Below are 21520 nucleotides of genomic sequence, written 5' to 3'. Positions count from 1 at the left end.
GCCGCCCGTCTCGGCCAGAACCTTCGTGATCGCAGCCGTCAAAGACGTCTTGCCATGGTCAACGTGACCAATCGTTCCAATGTTGCAGTGCGGCTTGTTCCGCGAAAACTTCTCTTTGGCCATGACACCCTTGTCCTCGAAGGCGGCCCTCCGGGCCCTTGAAACGGGGTCGCATTAGGGTGTTTTGAAGCGGGATGCAAGGCAGCGCGCATACACACAGCGCCGACTTGCCTCCATCGGCCGCGGCATGGCTCCAAAATCCGCGCCGAGAGGCTCAGGGCATTACGGCAAAGCCTTTCGGACCTAGCTTGTAGAGCAGCTTGCTGACGGGGAAGCCGTTGTCCGGAGCTTTGGTCAATTCGCGCAGCGCATCGACCGCCTCGGGATCGTCAGCGTCTCCAAATGCGAGAACGCTGCGCGATGGCACGGCGATGGCGACATTCCGCGGCAAATTCGGAACGTCCTTCCAGGGGTTCTCCAGGAGCAGGATCGACGCGTTGTAGTCGCCCTCGCCGAAATGGAAGGCCCGCAGCTTTCCAAAGTCACGGAGTTGCATCCGGTCGACGCGCCGGACCCAGTTGTCCAGGGCCGCCCGAAGCACGTCCTTGTCGCTCATTCCATAAGAGCCGCCCTCGCCGACCGCAACGAAGCGCGTGATCTTCGGCAGATCGAGCCCCATCGCGACGATGATGTCGCCCTCCAGCGGAACATGCAGCAACCGCGCGTTGAGATCCCCGCGCTTGCGAGCCGCCGCGGCGAACTGCTCAACATAGGATCGGTTCTTCATGACAGGGATCAGAGCCGCGATGAACCGCTTGCGCTCCGCATCGGGCTTGGGTGCGGACTGGCCGGCCGCCGCCTCGGTGACGCGTTGCATCAGCTTGTCCAAAGCGCCCTGTCGGCTCTTCGCGTCTGGCAAGGCGTTGAATTGCGCGCTGAGCGGGGCCAACCCCATCCGGACATCGTGACCGGATGCCCTGAAGACCAAATCGCCGGCTTCGACGCGCACGGCGCTGACGCCCGCGCGACCTTTGAGCATGGTCGTGATCAGCCCTGCCATATCGGCCTCGCTGAGAGGCCGAGCTTCGTTCAGACGTTCACGTCCTATCGTTTCGGCGATCGAAACCGCCGTAGCGGCAAGCACGGCTGCAGCCGCGAGCAACACAACCAGTAAGCGCAGCATGTCGAGTTCCCCAACCCGAGGGCAGCATCGCGCGCAGAGAACATAATAGCAACATGAATTTCTGACGTTACGTCATTTTACGCCGAACACCCGCCGATAGCGCGTCACCGCCTCCGGATCGCCTGAGACCTTCTCGGGATTGTCGGAGAGCTTCACCGCTGGTCGGCCGTTCGCCTTCGAGACCTTGCAGACCAGCGACATCGGATCAAGCGCGCGCGAGCCGTCCGGCGAGCAGCCGACGAGGTCGTTGGTCAGATCAGTACCCCAGCCGAAGGCCATGCGGACCCTGCCGTCGAAATGGCGGTAGACGCGCTCGATCGCATCGACGTCGAGCCCATCGGAGAAGACCAGCATCTTCTCGCGCGGATCGCGCCCGTGCTCCTCCCACCATTTCATGATCGTCTCGCCGGCGGGAATCGGCGGGGCGCTGTCGGGGCGGAAGCCGGTCCAGTCCGCGACCCAGTCCGGCGCATGGCGCAGGAAACTCCCGGTGCCGAAGGCGTCCGGCAGCGCGATCAGGAGGTTGCCGCCATAGACCTGCCGCCATTCGTCGAGCACGCGATAGGGCGCGCGCAGCAGCTCCTCGTCGGTATCGGCGAGCGCGGCCAGCACCATCGGCAGCTCGTGGGCATTGGTGCCGATCGCTTCGAGATCGGCATCCATGGCGAGCAGCACGTTGGAGGTGCCGGTGAAGGCCGGTCCCAACCCCTCCTTCAGCGCCTCGACGCACCAGCGCTGCCAGAGATGGCCGTGGCGCCGACGCGTGCCGAAATCGGAGAGCTTGAGATTCGGCAGCTTCTGCAGCCGCTCGACCTTGTCCCACATCTTGGCCTTGGCGCGGGCATAGAGCACATCGAGCGAGAAGCGCTTCTGGCCAACCATGACGCGGCGCGCACGTAGCTCGTTGATGATCGCGAGCGCCGGCACCTCCCACATGGTGGTGTGGGTCCAGGGCCCCTCGAAATGCAGCTCATACTGCCCATCGACCTTGCGCAGGTCGTAATCGGGCAGCTGGAAGTCGGCGAGCCAGGCCATGAACTCCGGCGAGAACATCTGAGTCTTGCCGTAGAAGCTGTTGCCCGCCAGCCAGATCAGCTCGTTCTTGGTGAAGCGCAGCGAGCGGGCGTGGTCGAGCTGCGCCCTGAACTCGCCCTCGTCGACGATGTCGGCGAGGCGGATGTGCTTGGAGCGGTTGATCAGCGAGAATGTGACCTGCACCTGCGGATGGAAGGCGCGGATCATCTGCAGCATCAGCAGCTTGTAGAAATCCGTGTCGAGCAGGCTGCGGATGATCGGGTCGAGCCGCCAGCCATGATTGTAGGTCCGCGTCGCGATATCGGTGTAGATCATGACGGCATCAGGTCCGGGCAGGCTCGCGCGCTCAGGCGTTGGAAAGCTGGCCGCATCAGAACAACGCCGCGAGCCGCGGCGCAAGCGCCGGCCACGCAGCCATGCCAAGCGATAGCGCCGCAAGTGCCGCCAGCAGCGTGGCGAGCAGCGGCAGCACAGCCCGGAACACGGCGCCGGCCGGCACGCGCATGATGCCGCTGACGACATAGACCAGGATGCCGAGCGGCGGCGTCAGCCCGTGGATCATCAGGTTGACGACGAGCACGACGCCGAACTGGATCGGGTCGAGCCCTGCGGCGATGGCGACCGGCAGCAGGAGCGGCGCCAGCAGCAGGATCGCGGCGCCGATGTCGAGGAAGAGCCCGGCGACCAGCAGCACGAGATTGGCCAGCAGCATGACCGCATAGGGGCCGGCGCCGAGCGCCGTGACCAACCCGGCCATCTGCTCCGAGACGCGGTCCACCGCTAGCAGGAAAGCGAAAGGCGCCGACGCACCGATCAGCAGGCCGATGGCCGCGGCCTCCGCAGCCGATTTGCGCAAGGCGGTGAGGACACCGCGTGCATTCAGACTGCGCAGGGCGAGACAAGCGACGGCAGCATAGGCGACGGCAAGCGCGGACGCCTCGGTCACCGTCACCAGCCCGAAACGGATGCCAACCACGACGACGATGCCGAGCCCGATGGCGGGAATGGCGCCGATCAGCGCCCTGCCCCGCTCGGCAGCGCTCGCCTTTGGCGCAGCATCGACGACGCCGCGGACGCTGAAATGGATGCCGATGGCGAGCGCCAGCGCCAGCACGCCGCCCGCCACGAAGCCGCCGACGAGCAGCGAACCGACGGAAAGGTTGGTCGCGCTCGCCAGGATCAGGAAGGCGATCGAGGGCGGGATGATGTTGTCGAGCATCGAGACGCCCGCGACGATGGCCGCCGCATTGGCCGGCGGATAGCCGCGCGCCACCAGCGTCGGCGCCATCACCTTCGCCCCGAAGGCGGCGTTCGCCACTGAGGAGCCGGAAGCGCCCGAGAACAGCACGCTCGCGACCAGCGCCGTCTGCGCCAGCCCCGCCCGCCAATGCCCGACCAGCGTCGCGGCGAAGCGGATCAGCCGCTCGGCCAGCCCGCCAGCGGTCAGAAGCTCGCCGGCTAGCAGAAAGAAGGGGATCGCCAGCAGCAGGAACTTGCCGACACCGCCGATCAGGGTCTGCACGATGGCGGGCTCCGGCAGCAGCGCGCCGAACGGGCCAGTCAGCGAGGCGCCGGCCAGCAGGGCGAAGGGCAGCGGCGCGCCGAGCAGAAGCCCCACCCCGGCCACGAGCGCCGCAATGAGACTCGACGTCGCGAAGAGATCGAAGGAGAGCTGCGCCAGCCCGTAGAGCCCGAGGCCGAGCGCAAGCGACGCTGCCGCGCTCAGCCACCCCCGTTCGAGCCCGGCTCGCAGGAAGAGCGCCAGCACCGTCAGCCCACCACCGCAGGCAAAGATGGCGAAGCGCAACCATTCCGGTAGGCCGAGCACGGTAGAATGGCCGCCGACGAGCGTCGCGACACTGAAGCCGCCGGCCGCCAGCACCAGCGCGCCATGAAAGGCAATGGCCTCGGCGAGCACGGCGGCGATACGCCGGAGCCGCTCCGGCAGGAGCCGCACCACTGCGTCGAGCCGCATCGCCAGCGTGCCCGTGACGGCCAGCGGCGCGCCCGTCGCAATCAGCGCCAGATGCAGCCAGATCGCGAGTTCGTCCGACCAGATAAAGCCGCCACCGAACAGGTAACGCCGCAGCACAGCCGCCATCACCACGAGGAAAAGCGCCAGCAGCAGGGTTGCGCCCAACGCTCCGAGCCCTCGCCGCAGCCCGGCCTCCAGCCACGCGGCCGCCTGCGCCCTTCCCCCCTGCTGTTCCGCTGCGTTCATCCTGCCGTCGCGCCCCGAGCCCTCAGCCCAGTTCCGGCCTCGCGGCGCCTGCGTCAAGCGATCCGAATTGACAGCGCCCATGATCTGGCGGCAGGAGCGGGCTTGTGGCATCGGCCCGGCCGGGCTTGGATGACCACTGCCGCTCCGATTCCCGGTTCCAGAAGACAGGCATGGCCTCCGAGAAGACTCCGCCCGCCCCCGGCTTCGGCAGCGATCCCGGCTCTCCCTACGACCTCGCCGTCATCGGCGGCGGCATCAACGGCTGCGGCATCGCCCGCGACGCGGCCGGGCGCGGCGCCTCCGTCGTGCTGTTCGAGAAGGACGACCTCGCCAACGCCACCTCCTCCCGCTCGACCAAGCTGATCCATGGCGGGCTGCGCTATCTCGAATATTACGAGTTCCGGCTGGTGCGCGAGGCGCTGATGGAGCGCGAGCGGCTCTGGGCCATCGCCCCGCATATCATCCGGCCGCTGCGCTTCGTGCTGCCGCATCACAAGGGCCTGCGCCCGGCCTGGCTGCTGAGGCTCGGGCTCTTCCTCTACGACCATATCGGCGGCCGCAAGCTGCTGCCGCCGACACGCACGCTCGACCTCGCCCGTGACGTGGCGGGCCGGCCGCTCAAGGATGATCGGGCCAAGGCCTTCGAATATTCCGATTGCTGGGTCGAGGATGCGCGCCTCGTCGTGCTCAACGCCATGGACGCCGCCGTGCGCGGCAGCGCGATCCACACCCGCACCCGCGTCGTCTCGGCGCACCGCGATAACGGCCTCTGGCAGCTCGTGGCGGAAGGCCCGGAGGGCAGCCGGACGGTCTGGGCCCGCGCGCTCGTCAACGCCGCCGGCCCCTGGGTCGGCGAGGTGCTGAATGGCGTCGTCCATACCAATGCGAAGGCCGCCGTCCGCATGGTGCAGGGCAGCCATATCGTCGTGCCCAAGCTCTACGAGCACGACCGCTGCTACATCTTCCAGAATGCGGATGGCCGGATCATCTTCGCCATCCCCTACGAGCAGGACTTCACCCTGATCGGTACCACCGACCGCGACTATCACGGCGATCCGGCGGATGTCGCGGCGACGCCCGACGAGATCGCCTATCTCTGCGCGGCGGCGAGCGAGTATTTCCGCCGGCCGGTGGAGCCGGATTCCGTGGTCTGGACCTATTCCGGTGTGCGCCCGCTCTATGACGACGGCGCCTCGAAGGCCCAGGCGGCGACGCGCGACTATGTGCTGACGCTCGACGCCCCGGAAGGCTTAGCCCCGATGCTCTCGGTCTTCGGCGGCAAGATCACCACCTATCGCCGCCTTGCCGAAGCGGCGATCGAGAAGCTCACGCCCCACGCTCCCTGGGCCGCCCGCGCCCAATGGACGGTTGCCGGCGCCCTGCCCGGCGGCGATTTTCCCATCGGCGACTTCGAGGCGCTGGTCGGCGAGATAGCCGCCGCCCATCCCTGGCTGGAACCGAAGACGGCGACGCGCCTCGTCCGCGCTTACGGCACGCGCGCCCGCGACATCCTCGGCGACGCGAAGGGCATCGCCGATCTCGGCCGCCACTTCGGCGCCGGTCTCTACGAGCGCGAGGTGCGCTACCTGATGCAGGCGGAATGGGCACGCACTGCGCAGGACGTGCTCTGGCGTCGGGGTAAGCTCGGCTTGCGGTTCTCGCAGCAGGAACGGGAAGCGCTGGATGCCTTCATGCAGCAAGGCGCCAGCGTCCCTGCCTGAGCGGATTTCCGCATCGGCACAGATATTTGCGCGCCGATACGGAATCAGTTCGACAAGGAGCCCGAGGCGTTTGAGCCGAGACCTCAGAAGCCACAGATCTCCACGAGCTTCTCCTGCGTCTTCGGGCCGGGGATGCCGTCGACCTTGAGCGGCGGATAGGCCTTCTGGAACTTCGTTACCGCCCGGCTGGTCTTCGGCCCCTTGATCCCATCGACCCGCCCGGCGCCGAAGCCGAGCGCATTCAGCCGGAACTGCACGCCGGTGAGGTATTCCGGGCGCGGCGCGGTCTTCTGGCCGGCCTTGATGACGATCTCCGGCATGCGGATCACCGTCTTGCCCTGCCTGCGTTCCTTGTAGGCGTCGAAGCTTGCCTTGACGATCTCGGGAGGCGCCGGGTCGCGCTGAGCTGGCGCCGACGTCGCCGTGATGGCGACCGGCGCCGCGAACTCGACTCCGTCCGGCGTCTCCAGCGCCGTCACCCCCGCGATCAGCATGGTTGATCCCGGCACCAGCGAAAGCGAGCTTTCGAGCAACGAGGTGATCTGCATGGTGCGCACCACGCCGACGACCTGATTTTGCATGAGGCCCATGCTGCCCTGCAGCGTGCCCCATCTCGCCACAAGAGCTTCCAGTGATGTGAAGTATTGGGCGCCATAGTCCGCGAAGCGCACCTGGCCCACGGCGTCCCGCACGGCAATGACGGTGTGCTTGATATCCTTGAGCTTGCCCGCAGGCGTCTTGACCACGCAGCGGATGGCGAAGATCACCACCCCGTCCTCGGTCTCGGCAAGCCGGGCCACGTCCTTGACGGTCTTCGCCTGGGCCATCCGCGAGACCTTGATGCCCTGCGAGATCATGAACTCGATCGCCTTTTCGACCGACGAGCTCAGCTGAAGATTGCCCGCTTCATTCCGCACCAGCGAGCCGATCGGCCGCCCCACCGCGGCCGCCATGTCCCTTACGGTGATGAAGTAGCTCTTGCCGCGAATGATCGCAGTGAGGTTGTTCACCGCCTGGAAGGTACAGGGCCCGGAGACGCCTTTCACCTTCACCGCCAGCCTGATCATCTGCATGTTCAGGACACGCGACAGCACCCCGCCGGCCCTGCCCAGCGGGCCGAGGATGGCGAGCATGCGCAACGCATCCTTGCCGTAGCCCTTCACGCCACCCTCGTACATGCCCTCGCCGAAACGCAGCACATCGACGAATCCGGCGCCCAGATCCATGGAGGTCTGTACGCTCGTCGCGACCGCAACCGCCCACCATTGCGGATTGTCCTGTACCCATTCGTTCAGGATCGTTTCGGTCTGAGCTTTCTGCTGGTCCCACCAATCGGCGTATTTGGAAAGAGCAACCATCGATTCCTCACGGCCCGCAGCACCCGGTCGGGCAGCTGAAAGCCGCCGCACGACCAGTCGCTTATCCATAGACAAGCCGGAGCGCGGACCTCGCCCGAGCGGGCGAGCGGCCTCCAGCCACCCTTAGTCGCAGCGCCGGCGGCCGCGGTTCACGACACCTGATAGGCGAAGCCGCCATTCTCGACGGAGACCTTCGCCTCGGTCAGCGGCTTCTTCTCGAGCTGGAGGTTGAGGATCGCGCGGGAGAGCGCGGGCAGCATCGAGTTGGTGATGATGTTGTCGATCATGCGCCCGCCCGAATCCGGGTCATTGCACTGCTCGACGATGTGCTCCACCACCGCATCGTCATAGGTGAAGCGGGCCTGATGGTTCTCGGCCAGCCGCCGGCCGATGCGACCGAGCTGGAGCCTGACGATGCCGCCCAGCATCTGCGAAGACAGCGGGTAATAGGGGATCGGCACCAGACGCCCGATCAGCGCCGGCGGGAACACCTTCAGCAGCGCGGGCCTCAAACTCACCGCCATCGCCTCCGGATCGGGCTTGGCCGCGCCGTTGGCGGACATGCTCATGATCTCGTCGGTGCCGACATTGGAGGTCAGGATGATGAGCGTGTTCTTGAAGTCGATGCGCCGGCCGGTGCCGTCCTCCATCACGCCCTTGTCGAAGACCTGGAAGAACAGCTCGTGCACGTCCGGATGCGCCTTCTCGACCTCGTCGAGCAGCACCACCGAATAGGGCTTGCGCCGCACCGCCTCGGTCAGCCGCCCGCCTTCGCCATAGCCGACATAGCCGGGAGGCGCGCCCTTCAGCGTCGAGACGGTATGCGCCTCCTGGAACTCGCTCATGTTGATGGTGATGACGTTCTGCTCGCCGCCATAGAGCGATTCCGCCAGCGCCAGCGCGGTCTCGGTCTTGCCGACGCCTGAGGGGCCGCAGAGCATGAAGACGCCGATCGGCTTGTTGGGGTTGTCGAGCTTGGCGCGGTTGGTCTCGATGCGCTTCGCGATCATGCCGATGCCATGCCCCTGCCCGACCACGCGCTTGTTCAGCGTCTCGGCGAGGTTGAGCACGGTCTCGATCTCGTCCTTGACCATCCGGCCGACCGGGATGCCGGTCCAGTCCGAGACGACCGAAGCGACCGACTGCTCGTCGACATGGGCGTAGATCATGCGCTCGGCCGGATCGATCTCGCCGAGCGTCGCGAATTTCGCGTTGAGCGCTGCGCGCGTCTCGGCCGGATCGGCGGCCGGCTCGACCGCAGCGGCCTCGGCCACAGGAGCCTCGCCCTCAGCCGCAGGCCCCGCCTCTGCAGGAGCTGCCTTGCCATTGCCCCTGTCGCCCGCCTCGCCGAGCTTGGTGCGCAGCGCCTTGATCTCCTCGACGACGGCGAGCTCGCTCGCCCAGGCGGCTTCGAGCGCGGCCAGCTTCTCCTGCTTCTCGGCGACTTCCGCCGCGATCTCACCGAGCCGCTTTTCGCTCTCGGTGCCGAGGTCGGCATCGGCCGTCAGCGCCGCCTTCTCCTGCTCCAGTGCATTGATGGCGACACGGGCATCCTCGATGGCGGCGGGCGTCGCGCTCTGGCTGATCGCGACGCGGGCGCAGGCCGTGTCGAGCAGGCTCACCGCCTTGTCGGGAAGCTGCCGGGCCGGGATGTAGCGATGCGACAGGCTCACCGCCGCGACGATGGCGGCGTCCGAGATGCGCACCTTGTGGTGCTTCTCCATCGGGCCGATCAGTCCGCGCAGCATAGTGCAGCAGCGCGCCACGTCAGGCTCGTCGACCTGCACCGGCTGGAAGCGGCGGGTCAGCGCCGGGTCCTTCTCGAAATACTGCCGGTATTCCGACCAGGTCGTCGCGGCGATGGTGCGCAGCGTGCCGCGCGCCAGCGCCGGCTTCAGCAGGTTCGCGGCATCGCCCGTTCCTGCCTGCCCGCCGGCGCCGATCAGCGTATGCGCTTCGTCGATGAAGAGGATCACCGGCGTCGGCGAGGACTGCACCTCGTCGATCACCGAGCGCAGCCGCTGCTCGAACTCGCCTTTCATAGAGGCGCCGGCCTGCATCAAGCCGATGTCGAGCGAGCAGACCTTGACCCCGCGCAGCGGCGGCGGCACGTCGCCGGCCGCGACGCGCTGGGCGAAGCCCTCGGCGATCGCGGTCTTGCCGACGCCGGCCTCGCCGGTGAGGATCGGGTTGTTCTGGCGCCGGCGCATCAGCACGTCGATGACCTGCCGGATCTCTTCATCACGGCCGAGGATCGGGTCCATCGTGCCGGTCTTGGCCTTGGCCGTGAGGTCCTGCGAGAAGCGGTCGAGCGCAGTCGTGCCCTTCGGCCCCTCGGCGGCGTCCGCGCCCGGCGTGCCGGCGGCACGCAGGCCCGAGCCGTCCATCGGCCGCAGGTTCTCCTCTTCAGAGCCTTCCCAGATCTTTCCGTAGCCCGCGGCAAGCTCGTCGACCGGGATCTTGGCGAATTCCTTCGACAGCCCGGTCAGCGTCCGGCGCAGATCGTTCGACTTCAGCGCCGCGACGAGGAGATGGCCCGTCCGGATCTGCGTCTCGCCGAAGAACAGCGTGGCGTAATGCCAGCCACGGTCGAGGATATCGACGATGTGGTTGGCGATGCCGGGCATCTCCGTCTCGTTGCGGCGGAAGCCCTCGACGACACCGCCCAGATCCATCAGGAGCTTGGCGCGGTCGAGTTTGTAATGGTCCGCGGTCAGGGTCAGGTCGTTGGTGCCGCCCTGCAGAACCTGGACGAGCCAGTGCGCCAGCTCGACATTGCGGTTGCCGGCGCCCTTGGCCTGCCGAAGCGCCTGCAGGAAGGTATCGTAGCCGATACGGTTGAGCTTGCCCGTGACGGCTTCGAGGCTGATGTCGGCCATGGAAATTCCCTCAATGTCTGCCGGCCGCGGCGCGGCTTCGTTTCAGGCGCAGGCTTTCTGCGGGGTGGAAGCGGGCGTCGCGGCGCAGCGCACCGGCCTCGACATCCCAATTGGGTGCCATCCAGCTCGTCCAGCCGAGATGGCCGGAACGGCCGAGCGTGACGGGCTTCACCTCGCCCACAGGCAGCGCGAGCTCCACATCCCATTCGAACTGATCGCCGAGATGGAAGAAGACGGCATCGGCCAGCGGCTCGCAGCGGTCGCCGTTGGGCAGGAAGCGCTCGAACTGCTTCAGGTCGCGCGCCACGATCTTCACGCGGAACTTGTCCTCGACGCTGTAGACGCTCGCCCCCAGCAACGCGTCGCCGCCGAGCGTGCAATGCACAGACCCGATCCGCGTCCGGTCAGCGGGGTCGAAGACGAGCCGCATGCCGACGAACTGCTCGATCTCGACATCGGCCTTGAACAGCCCGGCGAGGAAGCGCCGCAGCCGCGAGGCCGATTTCGCCTGCGCGCCCATGAGCCCGGCATGGGCGAGCTTCTCGGCATCGGGCACCGTGTCCCGGTTGGCGTAGGGCTTCGAGCCCAGGCCGATCATGCTGCCGATATAGGCGGCGAAGCGGTCGAGATCGGGCCGGTCATGCTGCGCGATCGGCCGCGAATTGGCCCAGGCGCGATAGAAGAGCTGCAGGAAGCGGTGGTTGAAGATGTCGAGGAAGCGCGGGAACGCATCGTCATGGGCGATGCCCCACTGATAGCTTTCCTCCGTCGTCGCCAGCGGCAGCGCGCCTTGCGGGCCGAGCAAGCCGAGGAACTTGACGAAGAGCCTGAGCCGGCCCTGCAGATCGCGGTCCGCCTCGGCAATGGTCGAGGCCGGGAAATCGAGGAAGGGCTGCTCGCCCAGCGCGACATACTCCTCCCGCCGCGTCGCGACCTCGCCGATGCGGGGACGATCAGGGAAGCTGCGCTCCAGCCGGCGCATCACCGCATAGAAGTCGAAGCGCCAGGGCTCGGCCTCCAGCCGCGCCTGATAGCTCGCCTCCTTCTCGATCGGGGCAGCGGCGTCCTCTGTCACAGGATTCGCCTCGCTCCGGCACGCGGCGGAAAGCGCATCACCTCGCCGCGTTCGACGGTGCGGATCACCGTCTGGGTGAAATGATTCATCGCCGCGTATTCGGCGAAGAAGCGGTCGAGCACCGCCCCGAGCAGGAAGACGCCGGAACCCTCGAAGGCCTTTTCGTCGAGCAGCACGGTGATCTCGAGGCCGCGCCCGGCGCCCGTCCCGGCCCGCTGCGGAAAGCGGCGCACCACCGGGCGGCTGTCGACGCTCTTGATGCCGCGGATGCGCCGCTCGGTGGCGCTGTCCGCGAGATCGGCGAAGAGCGAGAGCAGCTCCCGCAGCGCCTCGCCATTCTGCCCCGCCCCGCGCTGGACGAGGCCGAGCTGGTTGAGGCTGATGAGGTTGATGAGCCGCCATGTCACGACGCCCGTCGAGGCCGTCTCGGAGCGCAGCTTGAGCTGGGAGACGATCGGCTCGCGCGGCGCGGTCGGCCCGGCGAGACAGACGACATCCAGCGAAACATAATCGATCAGGCGAAAATCGGCGCCGCCGACGCCGGTCGGCAGATGTTCGGTCAGGTGGCGGTTCGAGCACAGCGCACGCACGCTGAGCTCGGCCACTGAGGCGGCGTCGTTCACCCGGGCCGGCTCGACGAGCGAGATGAACATCTCCGTGCCGGTATAGTCGGAAACCTGGCCGTGCCGGCGTTCCGCTGCCGAGCGGCGCCGCGGCAGCCGCCGCTGCGTGTAATGCAGCCCATGCACCGGCGAGGCCCCTTCCGGCGACGAGTACAGCGGATGGACCGGCTGCTTATCCTGCCCGCCGACATAATGCGCATGGACGGAGAGGATGCTGTGCGGCTCATAGTCGAGCGGGCGGCTCCGGTCCGGCACGACATGGAACTCGTGCTGGTTGCTCTTCACCGGGATGCGATCGGCCGTCTTCTCGAAGAGATTGACGGCCGGCGCGGCATAGAGCGCGAACATCTCCTTGCGCACAGCGCCGGGCAGGCGGGCGTTCACCTCGTCGAAGATGAAGACGATGTCGACCGTCTTGGCCGTCAGCTTCGGCATGATCGGCGCGAGGCCGGTAAGCTGGAAGCCGAGGAACTTGCGCGGAAACCAGAACAGCTCGCGCAGCAGGTCGAAGCCGCGGAAGACGCGCGTGTCTCCGGGCAGCAGCGCCTCGTCCTCCTCGAAGCCGATCTGCTCCAGCCGGCAGCCCTCGGCCGGGGTCACGACCGGATCGCCGAACTCGTCGAGATGGCGGAAATGGATGCCGGTGCAATTGGCGAAGAGCTGCTCGTAGAGCGCGACGGCCTCTCCCTCGGTGCCGAGAAGGTTGAAGTTCAGCTCCCGCGTGCGGCAGCCTGCAAACCAGCTCGCCGGGTTCTTGAGCGCCTCCGCCGGCGAAGGCTCCTGCTCCGGATCGGCCATGACGCGATGTGTCAGGGTGAGCCTCAGGCCCGCCAGCGCGCGCGGCCCCACCTTGAGCCCGAGCGCCTGCAGCGGCCCGGGCGCGGGGATGTATTCCGCAGCCGTGATCTCGAAAGGCCAGAGCGTGACGTCGCCGCCGAGCCTGTAGCGGCAGGCCACGCGCCGCTCGCGCTCCAGATAGGTGGCATCGAGATAGGAACCGCGCGGAATGCGCACGCCCTCGCGTAAGCCCGGGTCGGAATAGGGCGGCGTCACGCCCGCGAGCAGCGCCGAAGGCGTCGGCGCCAGATAGTTCGGCAGAATCTGCTCGATCAGGTTGTTGGTGAATTCGGGGAACTCGTGCTTGAGCTTGAGCTGCACGCGGGCAGCGAGAAAAGCCGCGCCTTCCAGAAGGCCGCCGACCATCGGGTCCATGCGCTCGCCAGCGAGCCCGCCCAGCCGCTCGGCGATGCCCGGATATTCCTCGGCGAACTCCTTGCTGTGCTCCATGAAGAGCCGGAGTTCCTGGTCGTAGAGGTCGAGAAACTCCTGATTCACAGCCTCAGCGCCCCTTGATCGCGATCTTGCCGGTATCGAGCTCGAGATCGGCGACGAACTCGACCGGCACGTTGAGCGGCTCGCAATTGAGATCGGCCCGGACCAGGAAGCGCACCTTGAGCTCGGCCGGATCGAGCGAGGTATCGCGCTCGACGGCGATCGACTTGGCGATCAGCCTTGGCTCGTAGCGCAGCAGCACGGCCGCCAGATCCACGCGGATGCTGTCGACCCGATGCTCGTCGATCGTCAGCCGGGTCATGTCGGGGAAGCCGTGATTGAGGATGGAGCGGCGCACGTTCTCTCGTCCGGAGAGGTCGAATGCGGACTCCAGGTTGATGGTGTTGACCAGCGCATCGAGGTCGATCGCGATCTCGCGCCTCAGCTTCTGTTCGGTGATGGCGGCGCGGGGCGCGGCGCGGCGTTGCGCGATCACGCGTTCGCCGCCCTCGTCCCGCAGGTCGAGCGCGGTTCTCGCATCCTTCTCCAGATGCGCTTCCCTGAATGCGAACATCAAAGGCGGCCTCAGCCGCTTCTTCGAGATCGGATCGACCATGGCCTCGGGTCTGCGTCGCGGTGGGAAGGAGAGCCGGCCCCGGCGCGATGCCGGGGCCGGCGCTTTCGGCTCAGGTCTTCTCGTTCTTCTTGACGTCCCAGCCCTGGGTGACGGGCGCGTCGAGCGTGCCGTCCTTCTTCTGCGGCTTGTACTCGAACTTGATCTTGGCGAAGTTCAGCGAGAACTGGTCGGTCGGGACCGAGCCGCCGGTGGCATCGCCGGACTGGTAGCTCGAGACCAGCAGGTCCTCGAGCGTGACCGTATAGAACTCCTGCTGCTTCTCGCCCTGCTTGCGGACGTGGAGCGTGGCCTTGGTGATGTGCTTGCCGTTGGCGCAGAACGCCATCAGCAGCGGCGAGGCCTTGCAGACATAGGACGTGAAGTGGACGTCCTGGAAGGACACCTTGCCGGCGCCGCCGCCGCCTGCCGCCGCATGCGAGCCGGCATTGGTGGCACCCCAGGAGAAGGACAGGACCTCGATCTGGTCCTTGTGCTTGCCGTCCTCGCTTTCGCCCTTGACGCCGTCGATCTCGAGATGGAAGTCGCTAGCCATTTTTACCTCCGGTATCTGACTTGTCGTGAAGCTCGCTCATGCGAGCGGTTTGCGGACACACTTCTCCTGTCGCGCTGCCTCGAGCGGCGGGCGCGCCGAAGATTTTTCTTGTTGCCGTCACCTGCTGGTCAGGTGGCGGTCATTGCTTGGGAGCTGGCAGTCGCGACACCAGGCTCAGGCCGATATCCATGCCTTCGAGCTGGAAGTGCGGCCGGAGATAGAACTTGGCCGAATAGTAGCCAGGGTTCTCCTCGTCCTCGAAGACGTCGATGCGCGCATCGGAGAGCGGGCGTCGGGCCTTCGTATCTTCGCTGGAATTGATCGGATCGCCGTCGATGTAGTCGGTGATCCATTCCTGCAGCCAGCGGCGCAGAGGCTCCTTTTCCTTGTAGGAGCCAACCTTGTCGCGAACCATGCACTTCAGGTAGTGCGCGAAGCGCGACACAGCGAACATGTAGGGCAGCCGCGCCGAGAGATTGTCGGATGCGGTGGCCGCCGCGCCGTCCGGCCCCGAGAAGGCCTTGGGCTTGTAGAGCGACTGGGCGCCGATGAAGGCGGCCTTGTCGGTGTTCTTGCGGTGGATCAACGGGATCAGGCCGGATTTCGCCAGCTCGGCCTCGCGCCGGTCGCTGATCGCGATCTCGGTCGGGCACTTCAGGTCCACGCCGCCATCGTCGGTCGGGAAGGTATGCGTCGGCAGGTTGAGCACCTCGCCGCCCGACTGCACGCCGCGGATGCGCGTGCACCAGCCATATTCCTTGAAGGCGCGGTTGATGTTCACCGCCATGGCGTAGGCCGCGTTCATCCAGGCGTATTTCTCGCCCTTGTGGCCGTCGGTGTCCTCCTCGAAGGCGAACTCCTCGACCGGCTCGGACTTGGCGCCGTAGGGAACCCGGGACAGGACCCGCGGCAGGCACAAGCCGACATAGCGGGAGTCCGCCGCGTCGCGCAGGCCCTTCCAGGCCGCATAGTCCGGCGTATCGAACACCTTGCCGAGGTCGCGCGGGTTGGAAAGCTCGGTCCAGCTGTCCATGCCCATCAGGGTCGGTTCGGCGCCGGCGAAGAAGGGCGCATGCGCGGCAGCGGCAACCTTGGAGAGGTCCCGCAGGAGCTGCACGTCCGTCGCCGTGTGGCTGAAGTGATAGTCGCCGACCAGGCAGCCGAAGGGCTGGCCACCGAGCTGACCGAACTCCTGCTCATAGACCTGCTTGAACAGCGGGCTCTGGTCCCAGCGCGCGCCGGGATAGGTCTTCAGGTTGCGGGCGAGTTCGTTCTTGGAGACGTTCATCACCTTGATCTTCAGCTGCGAGTCGGTCTCGGAGTTGAAGACGAGGTAGTTGAGACCGCGCCAGGCGCTCTCGATCTTCTGGAATTCGGGTGCGTGCAGCACCTCGTTCATCTGCTCGGAGAGCTTCGCGTCGAGACGCGCGATCATCTCCTCGATGGTGTCGATGACGTCGCCCTTGATCAGGGTCGTGTCCGCCAGCGCCTGGTTGACCAGGGTCGCCACCGCGTTTTCGACTTCCGTCGCCGCCCGTTCCGTCTTCGGCTTGAAGCTCTGCTTCAGGAGTGACGAGAAGTCCTCCGCCTCACGGGTCTCAACGGCTGCGCCGCCGGGTTGCTGGGACTGTGCTTCCGCTGCCATTGCCGCCTCGCTCGCTTTCGCCTGCTGGCCGTATCAGTTCGATTTGTCTTCGGACGCCTCGGGCTTGCCGAGTTTGTCCTTGAGCGCCGCCATGAGCTGCGGATCCGCGAGCAGCGCCTTGATCTGGTCGCTGGCCGCCATCTTGCCGTCCATGTAGCGCAGCAGGTTGGCGAGCTGCTCGCGCGCCTCCAGGAGCTTCGCCGTCGCCGGGATCTGGCGGGCGATGGACGCCGGGTTGAAGTCATCGAATTTCGTGAACTTCAGCGCCACCGGGAGCTTGTCGTCGCTGTTCTCGGAGAGCTTGTTGGACACGTTGAACGACGCCGCCGGCTCGATCGCGGCCATGCGCTGGTCAAAATTGTCCATGTCGAAGTCGAGGAACTTGCGCTGCGCGATATCCGACTTCTCGACCGCCGAGGCGTTGCCGGAGAGATCGGCCAGCACGCCCATGACGAAAGGCAGCTCGACCTTCTGCTCCGCATTGTAGGGATCCTCATAGGTGATGTGCACCCGAGGAGGCCTATTGCGGCGGATGAACTTTTGTCCCGAATCTCCGGCCATGTGACATGCCCCTCTGCATTCGAGTCACGCGGACGTAGCGTGACAGCCTATCTGTTTTCGTCCGTCATCGATATAGTCGCTCGATCGAGGCGAAAGGTTCAAGCGGTCGACAGAAAACTTCCCTAACTGTCGGCCTGCGGAATCTGTGCGACATCCGGCAGGATGGAGCCGAGCAGCGACATGAAGTCATGCTGCGCCAGCGCACAAGCCTTGTCCATCAGCAGCGGCGTCGGGTGCGAAGGCTCGACCTGACGGTAGAAGGACGCGACCGCCTTCATGGCGCTCACGGCATCCGTGCGGTTGCCGATCACGACTGCGGTGGCAGCCTGGACCGGCTGGGGAAGCAGGGCGGGCGCGGGCTCATCGACGGCAGTCTCGCCGCCATTCCCCTCGTCGCCCTCCCCGGCTTCGGCGTTCTCATCGGCCGCAGCCTCCGTCTCCGCCTCCTCGCCATCGCTCTCCTGGGCGTAGCTCTCCTCAGTATATGTTTCCTCGCTGTAGCTCTCCTCGCCGCCACTATCGGACGCGGGTAGCCTTTCGAGGGGCAGCTGGAACCGGCGGGCTTCGCCGATCTCGAACACTGCCTTGTCGACATGGTCGGGAAACATGATCTGGATCACTTCGATCAGGGATTTTCCGATCAGCTGCTGCGCCTGCCCGATGAGCAGGACGGCCGGGCTCGATGGCTCGGTTTTTCGAAAGTAGGCGAGGCAGGCAGCGAGCGTATCCTTCACTTGGATGACATCGGTGAGACTGCCGGGCGCGGCGCTGCGAGCGACCGCGGAGCCCCCCGGCGCGACGGGCGCCTCCGGCTCCGCCCCGGCCGCCTGATGGCCCGGAACACGCCGCGCAACCGCGGAGTCCAGGAAGGAGGCCATCTGGTCCAGCACTGCCGCCAGGCGCGGAAAGCTGAGCGGATGATCGGCCCCGACCTTCTCGAGCCAGATCGCACGCAGCCGCACGAGCGCGTCGCGTGCGGCGTTCACATGGCCGAGGACCCCGGTCAGGTCGTCGATATCGATGTCGCCGAGCGCCGCCTGGATCGCGCCGGCATCGGGATGCTGCTCGCCCTCGACGACGCGCGTCTCGCCGCTGGCGACGAGCTGGCTGCGGAAGATGAAGGGCCCGATGCGGCGGCTGACGAAGAGCGGCGCATGCTGCAGCGGCAGCACGATCGTCGGCAGCTCGTCGAGACCCTGCAGCGCGACCTCGCGCATGATGTAATCCCCGTCGAGCGCGCGCGGATGCATCTCCTCCCAGTAGCTGCCGAGGAGATCGGCGATGGCCGAGAGCGTGGCCGCAAAGCCCGCGACATCGCGGTTGAGGATGATGAGCTTGGCCGCCAGCACCAGCACGCGCAGATCCCGTGTGCGCGCCAACAGCTTGCCGAGGTCGGCGAAGGCGGGAGGAAACTCGATGCTGGTGCGGTCGAAGGCGACCTGCCGCCCCTCGTCGTCGCGCCGGAAATAGGACGCCGGCAGCACGACCTCGAGTCGCGCCGTGACATTGTTGAAATCGAGATCGTCCTCGAGATCCGGGCCACAGGGCTCGTCGGCCGAGATCGGCTTGGTCAGTTCGGCGAAATTCAGGGCCGCCATCGCACTCCCCGTTTGCAGAAAAATGCGGCCCGGACATCGCCCGGGCCGTACTGAGAATTTCTGGATCTAGGTCTTCACTGCGTCCGGAGCCGGGTCTCGACGCGGCGGTTGTCGCCGGAGAGCGGGTCGGACACGACAGGCCGGCTCTGGCCAAAGCCCTTCGGGACGAGCTTGGCGGCGCTCACGCCGCGCTCGCCAAGATAGCGCACGACGGCCTGCGCCCGACGTTCCGACAGCTCGAGATTGTAACCTGCCGAGCCGGCAGCGTCGGTGTGCCCCTCGACCATGAAGGTCTGGCTGGAGAGCTGCGGCGTCTTCAGCGCCTTGGCGAATTCGTCGAGGTTGAGCTTGGCATCCGGCTCCAGCACGTCGGAGTTGTATTTGAACCTCACGACGAGATCGAAACCGGAGGGCGGCTTGGCAGCCTCGACGACATGGCCGGCCTTGGCGCATTCGGCCTCTGTGCCGATGCACAGCCCGCGCGTCACCGGGGGCTTGGGCGCCGCCGCCGGCCCGAAATGCTTGATGATGTCGTCGGCCTTGTAGGTCTGCGCTGCGGCAGGCACCGCCGCGGAGAGAACCGAAATGCCGCTCAGCGCGACAAAGGTCATGAACACGGTCAACTTGCGCATGGGAACCCTCCCGATAAGTTGCGCCGTTCGGCGAATGAAAACTTGAGGCATCGACGATGACTCTGACCGTTAGTTGCGTCAAGGCAAAAATAGGTTCAATTGGCGAGAGGACTTATTGATGTCTGCCAGTTTAGGGCAAGGTCAAAGAACCGCGTCTTTTGTGACGCCTTCTGGCCAAGATGAATTTGCGCTTATCCGCTTTGAAGCCGACGAAGCTTTGAGCGAATTGTTTACATATAGCATCGAAGCCGCGAGCAAGACGGAAAATGCCGACTTGCAAAACATCATCGGCGAGAAGTGTTCGATCAAGTTCACGCTCAAGAACAAGAGTGAGCGCGTGCTCAACGGCACGCTGATCGATGCGCAATGGCTCGGCAAGCAGGACGACCTGTACATCTATCGCTTCACGCTGAGGCCCTGGCTCTGGCTGCTCTCGCAACGCGCCGACTGCCGCATCTTCAAGAACATGACGCCGGTCGACATCATCAAGAAGATCTTCGGCAAGGAGAGCTCGGCCAGCTTCCGCGACCGCACCAGCGAATCGCCCGATCCGATCCCCTACTGCGTGCAGTACCGTGAGACGGACCTCGATTTCGTGCTGCGGCTGATGGAGCAGTACGGCATCTACTATTATTTCAAGCACAGCGACGGCGATCACCAGATGGTGCTTTGCGACTCCCGCTCGGGCCATGACGAGGTCAAGGCGGCGGCCGAGCCGAGCTTCAAGGGCACCGCCTCCGCCTATGCCTATGTGCCGTCCGGCAGCCGCATGTCATGGACGCAGATCGAGCACGTAACCCAATGGCAGACGATCCGCCGGCTGCGCACCGGCAAGTTCCAGCTCAAGGACTATGATTTCGAGAAATCGGAATCCGACCTCACGGCCAACGCCGAGGAAGGCTTCAAGAAAGCCAAGTCCTACGAAGCCTACGACTACCCGGCTGCCTATACCGAACGCGACAAGGGCGAGCATTTCGCCCGCGTGATGGCGCAGGCCGAGCAGGCCCAGGACGACCGCCGCCACGCCGCCGGCGATGCCCCAAGCCTCTATCCCGGCGCGCTGATGAAACTCGCCGAGCATCCCACCGGCGCGGAGAATGGCGATTATCTCGTCGTCCGCGCCAACCACGCCTATGGCTCGCAGAGCTATCGTTCCGGGGGCGGCGACGACGGGGTCTATCAGGGCACCTACGAGTTGCAGAAGGCGGACCGGCGCTTCCGCGCGCCGATCGTCACCCCGCGCCCCACCGTCTACGGGCCGCACACCGCCAAGGTGGTCGGCGAGAAGAACAAGGGCCAGGAGGGCGACATCGACGTCGACGAGTACGGCCGTATCTGGCTGCGCTTCCACTGGGACCGCGAGGACGAATCGACCTCCTGCCGCACACGTGTCGCGCAGATGTGGGCGGGCAAGAACTGGGGCGGCCAGGTCATTCCGCGCATCGGCCAGGAGGTAATCGTCGAATATATCGAGGGCAATCCCGACCTGCCGCTCGTCACCGGCGCGGTGGTCAACGACCAGCACAAGCCGCCCTACGACCTGCCCGGCAACAAGACCCAGTCCGGCCTCAAGTCGGAATCGACCAGCGGTGGCGGCATCAGCGGCCGCTATAACGAGATCAAGTTCGAGGACCTCGATGGCGAAGAGGTTTTCGAAATGCACGCCGAGAAAGACCACAAGGTCATCGTCCAGAACATCGAGACCCGCGAGATCGGCTCGAACTTCCGGGGCAGCGGCTACTCGCGCGAGACCACGCTGAAGAAGGGCGACGACAAGCTCGATATCCAGCAGGGCAAGCTCGACGTCGAGGCGATGATGGAGATCAACCTCAAGGTCGGCGAGAGCACGATCAAGATGACGCCGACGAGCATCGAAATCTCCTCCCCGACCATCCGCATCAAGAGCATCGCCCAGACCGACGTGCAGAGCGACGCCATCGTCGTGGTCAAGGGCGCCATGGTGCAGATCAACTGAGGCAGAGAGATCGGCACCATCATGTCCCGCCTTCGCTTCAACACAACGCGCGAGGTCTTCGAGACCTTTCCCTCCGCGGCCGAGGTCATATTGACCCCGCCCACGACCGAGCCTCCGCTCGCCTTCCTCGGCCGCCTCGTCATGGGGCCGGCTCCGATGGAGGCGGTCGGCTTCTGCGCCTTCGTGCTGCCCCGGCGCGAAGCCGTCTGGTGGGCGCTGCAGGCCGTGCGCGGCATGCAGCCGCCGGGCCAGCAGGACCCCGGCCTCGCCGCGGCCGAAGCCTGGGTGCGCGAGCCCGGCGACCGCACGCGATTCGATGCCCTGAAGCTCGCGCAGACGGGCGACCGCGCCCGGCCCGGAACCTGGGTCGCCTGGGCGGCGGGCTATTCCGGCGGCAGCATGGTCGAAAGCCATGGCGTGCCCTGCCCGCCCGACCTGACGGCCAAGATGGCCCGAATCGCCGTGCTCAACGCCATCAACCGCCTCTCTGCACGGGACCGCGAGGGCGCATTGCGTGCTTCCGTCGAAGCGTGCATTCGTTTGGCCAAGGACGAGACGGGCAAAGGCTAGAGG

Annotated in this window: 17 protein-coding genes; 3 read left to right on the top strand and 14 right to left on the bottom strand. The window is 66.1% G+C overall.

Annotated features, from left to right (window positions below):
• From BoBH3_RS23830 to BoBH3_RS23815, 4 genes are all read right to left on the bottom strand, one after another.
• Nucleotides 1–123, bottom strand: a 123-nt coding sequence (locus tag BoBH3_RS23830) for a GTP-binding protein (RefSeq protein WP_262333358.1), incomplete at its 3' end; no start/stop codon positions are given.
• A gap of 151 nt (nt 124–274) precedes the next feature.
• Complete coding sequence (locus BoBH3_RS23825; protein ID WP_262333356.1) at nt 275–1060, bottom strand: hypothetical protein; 786 nt, start codon at nt 1058–1060, stop codon at nt 275–277.
• Between the two features lie 195 nt (nt 1061–1255).
• Nucleotides 1256–2533, bottom strand: a complete 1278-nt coding sequence (gene pncB / locus BoBH3_RS23820) for a nicotinate phosphoribosyltransferase (RefSeq protein WP_262333355.1) — start codon at nt 2531–2533, stop codon at nt 1256–1258.
• A 55-nt stretch (nt 2534–2588) separates the two neighbouring features.
• Nucleotides 2589–4439, bottom strand: a complete 1851-nt coding sequence (locus tag BoBH3_RS23815) for a TRAP transporter large permease (RefSeq protein ID WP_262333354.1) — start codon at nt 4437–4439, stop codon at nt 2589–2591.
• A 170-nt stretch (nt 4440–4609) separates the two neighbouring features.
• Here BoBH3_RS23815 and glpD point away from each other — a divergent pair, with 170 nt between their 5' ends.
• The gene (glpD, locus tag BoBH3_RS23810) at nt 4610–6160 is read left to right on the top strand and encodes a glycerol-3-phosphate dehydrogenase (RefSeq protein WP_262333353.1); all 1551 of its coding nucleotides are present in this window, start codon (nt 4610–4612) and stop codon (nt 6158–6160) included.
• 83 nt (nt 6161–6243) lie between these two features.
• Here glpD and BoBH3_RS23805 read toward each other — a convergent pair whose 3' ends face one another.
• The 10 genes from BoBH3_RS23805 to BoBH3_RS23760 all read right to left on the bottom strand — a co-directional run bounded on the left by BoBH3_RS23805 (nt 6244) and on the right by BoBH3_RS23760 (nt 18972).
• Complete coding sequence (locus tag BoBH3_RS23805; RefSeq protein WP_262333352.1) at nt 6244–7518, bottom strand: peptidoglycan-binding domain-containing protein; 1275 nt, start codon at nt 7516–7518, stop codon at nt 6244–6246.
• A gap of 149 nt (nt 7519–7667) precedes the next feature.
• The gene (tssH, locus tag BoBH3_RS23800) at nt 7668–10397 is read right to left on the bottom strand and encodes a type VI secretion system ATPase TssH (protein WP_262333351.1); all 2730 of its coding nucleotides are present in this window, start codon (nt 10395–10397) and stop codon (nt 7668–7670) included.
• A 10-nt stretch (nt 10398–10407) separates the two neighbouring features.
• Entirely contained in the window at nt 10408–11472 is a 1065-nt protein-coding gene (gene tssG, locus BoBH3_RS23795; protein WP_262333350.1) for a type VI secretion system baseplate subunit TssG, read from the bottom strand.
• Nucleotides 11469–13430, bottom strand: coding sequence for a type VI secretion system baseplate subunit TssF (gene tssF / locus BoBH3_RS23790; protein WP_262333349.1), 1962 nt, complete (start codon nt 13428–13430; stop codon nt 11469–11471). The genes tssG and tssF overlap by 4 nt, the downstream gene beginning before the upstream one ends.
• Before the next feature lie 4 nt (nt 13431–13434).
• Nucleotides 13435–13941, bottom strand: a complete 507-nt coding sequence (locus BoBH3_RS23785) for a type VI secretion system baseplate subunit TssE (RefSeq protein ID WP_262333348.1) — start codon at nt 13939–13941, stop codon at nt 13435–13437.
• A gap of 112 nt (nt 13942–14053) precedes the next feature.
• Nucleotides 14054–14536 (bottom strand): Hcp family type VI secretion system effector, encoded by a 483-nt coding sequence (locus tag BoBH3_RS23780; protein WP_262333347.1) that lies wholly within the window; start codon nt 14534–14536, stop codon nt 14054–14056.
• A 139-nt stretch (nt 14537–14675) separates the two neighbouring features.
• Complete coding sequence (gene tssC, locus BoBH3_RS23775; protein WP_262333346.1) at nt 14676–16181, bottom strand: type VI secretion system contractile sheath large subunit; 1506 nt, start codon at nt 16179–16181, stop codon at nt 14676–14678.
• Nucleotides 16182–16214: 33 nt separating this feature from the next.
• Entirely contained in the window at nt 16215–16742 is a 528-nt protein-coding gene (tssB, locus tag BoBH3_RS23770) for a type VI secretion system contractile sheath small subunit (RefSeq protein ID WP_262333345.1), read from the bottom strand.
• A 122-nt stretch (nt 16743–16864) separates the two neighbouring features.
• Nucleotides 16865–18340: a type VI secretion system protein TssA gene (locus BoBH3_RS23765; RefSeq protein WP_262333344.1), complete on the bottom strand. Its 1476-nt coding sequence runs from the start codon at nt 18338–18340 to the stop codon at nt 16865–16867.
• A gap of 74 nt (nt 18341–18414) precedes the next feature.
• Nucleotides 18415–18972: an OmpA family protein gene (locus tag BoBH3_RS23760; protein WP_262333343.1), complete on the bottom strand. Its 558-nt coding sequence runs from the start codon at nt 18970–18972 to the stop codon at nt 18415–18417.
• A 118-nt stretch (nt 18973–19090) separates the two neighbouring features.
• Here BoBH3_RS23760 and BoBH3_RS23755 point away from each other — a divergent pair, with 118 nt between their 5' ends.
• The gene (locus BoBH3_RS23755) at nt 19091–20947 is read left to right on the top strand and encodes a type VI secretion system Vgr family protein (protein WP_262333342.1); all 1857 of its coding nucleotides are present in this window, start codon (nt 19091–19093) and stop codon (nt 20945–20947) included.
• Between the two features lie 21 nt (nt 20948–20968).
• Nucleotides 20969–21517 carry a DUF6931 family protein gene (locus tag BoBH3_RS23750; RefSeq protein WP_262333341.1) on the top strand — a complete coding sequence of 183 codons (549 nt, stop codon included), beginning with the start codon at nt 20969–20971 and terminating at the stop codon, nt 21515–21517.
• Nucleotides 21518–21520 lie beyond the last annotated feature (3 nt).

The sequence above is a fragment of the Allobosea sp. BH3 genome (assembly GCF_025499465.1).
Lineage (GTDB): Bacteria > Pseudomonadota > Alphaproteobacteria > Rhizobiales > Beijerinckiaceae > Allobosea.
Note: the sequence above shows the minus strand (reverse complement) of the source record. Positions and strands in the feature narration are given on the sequence as shown.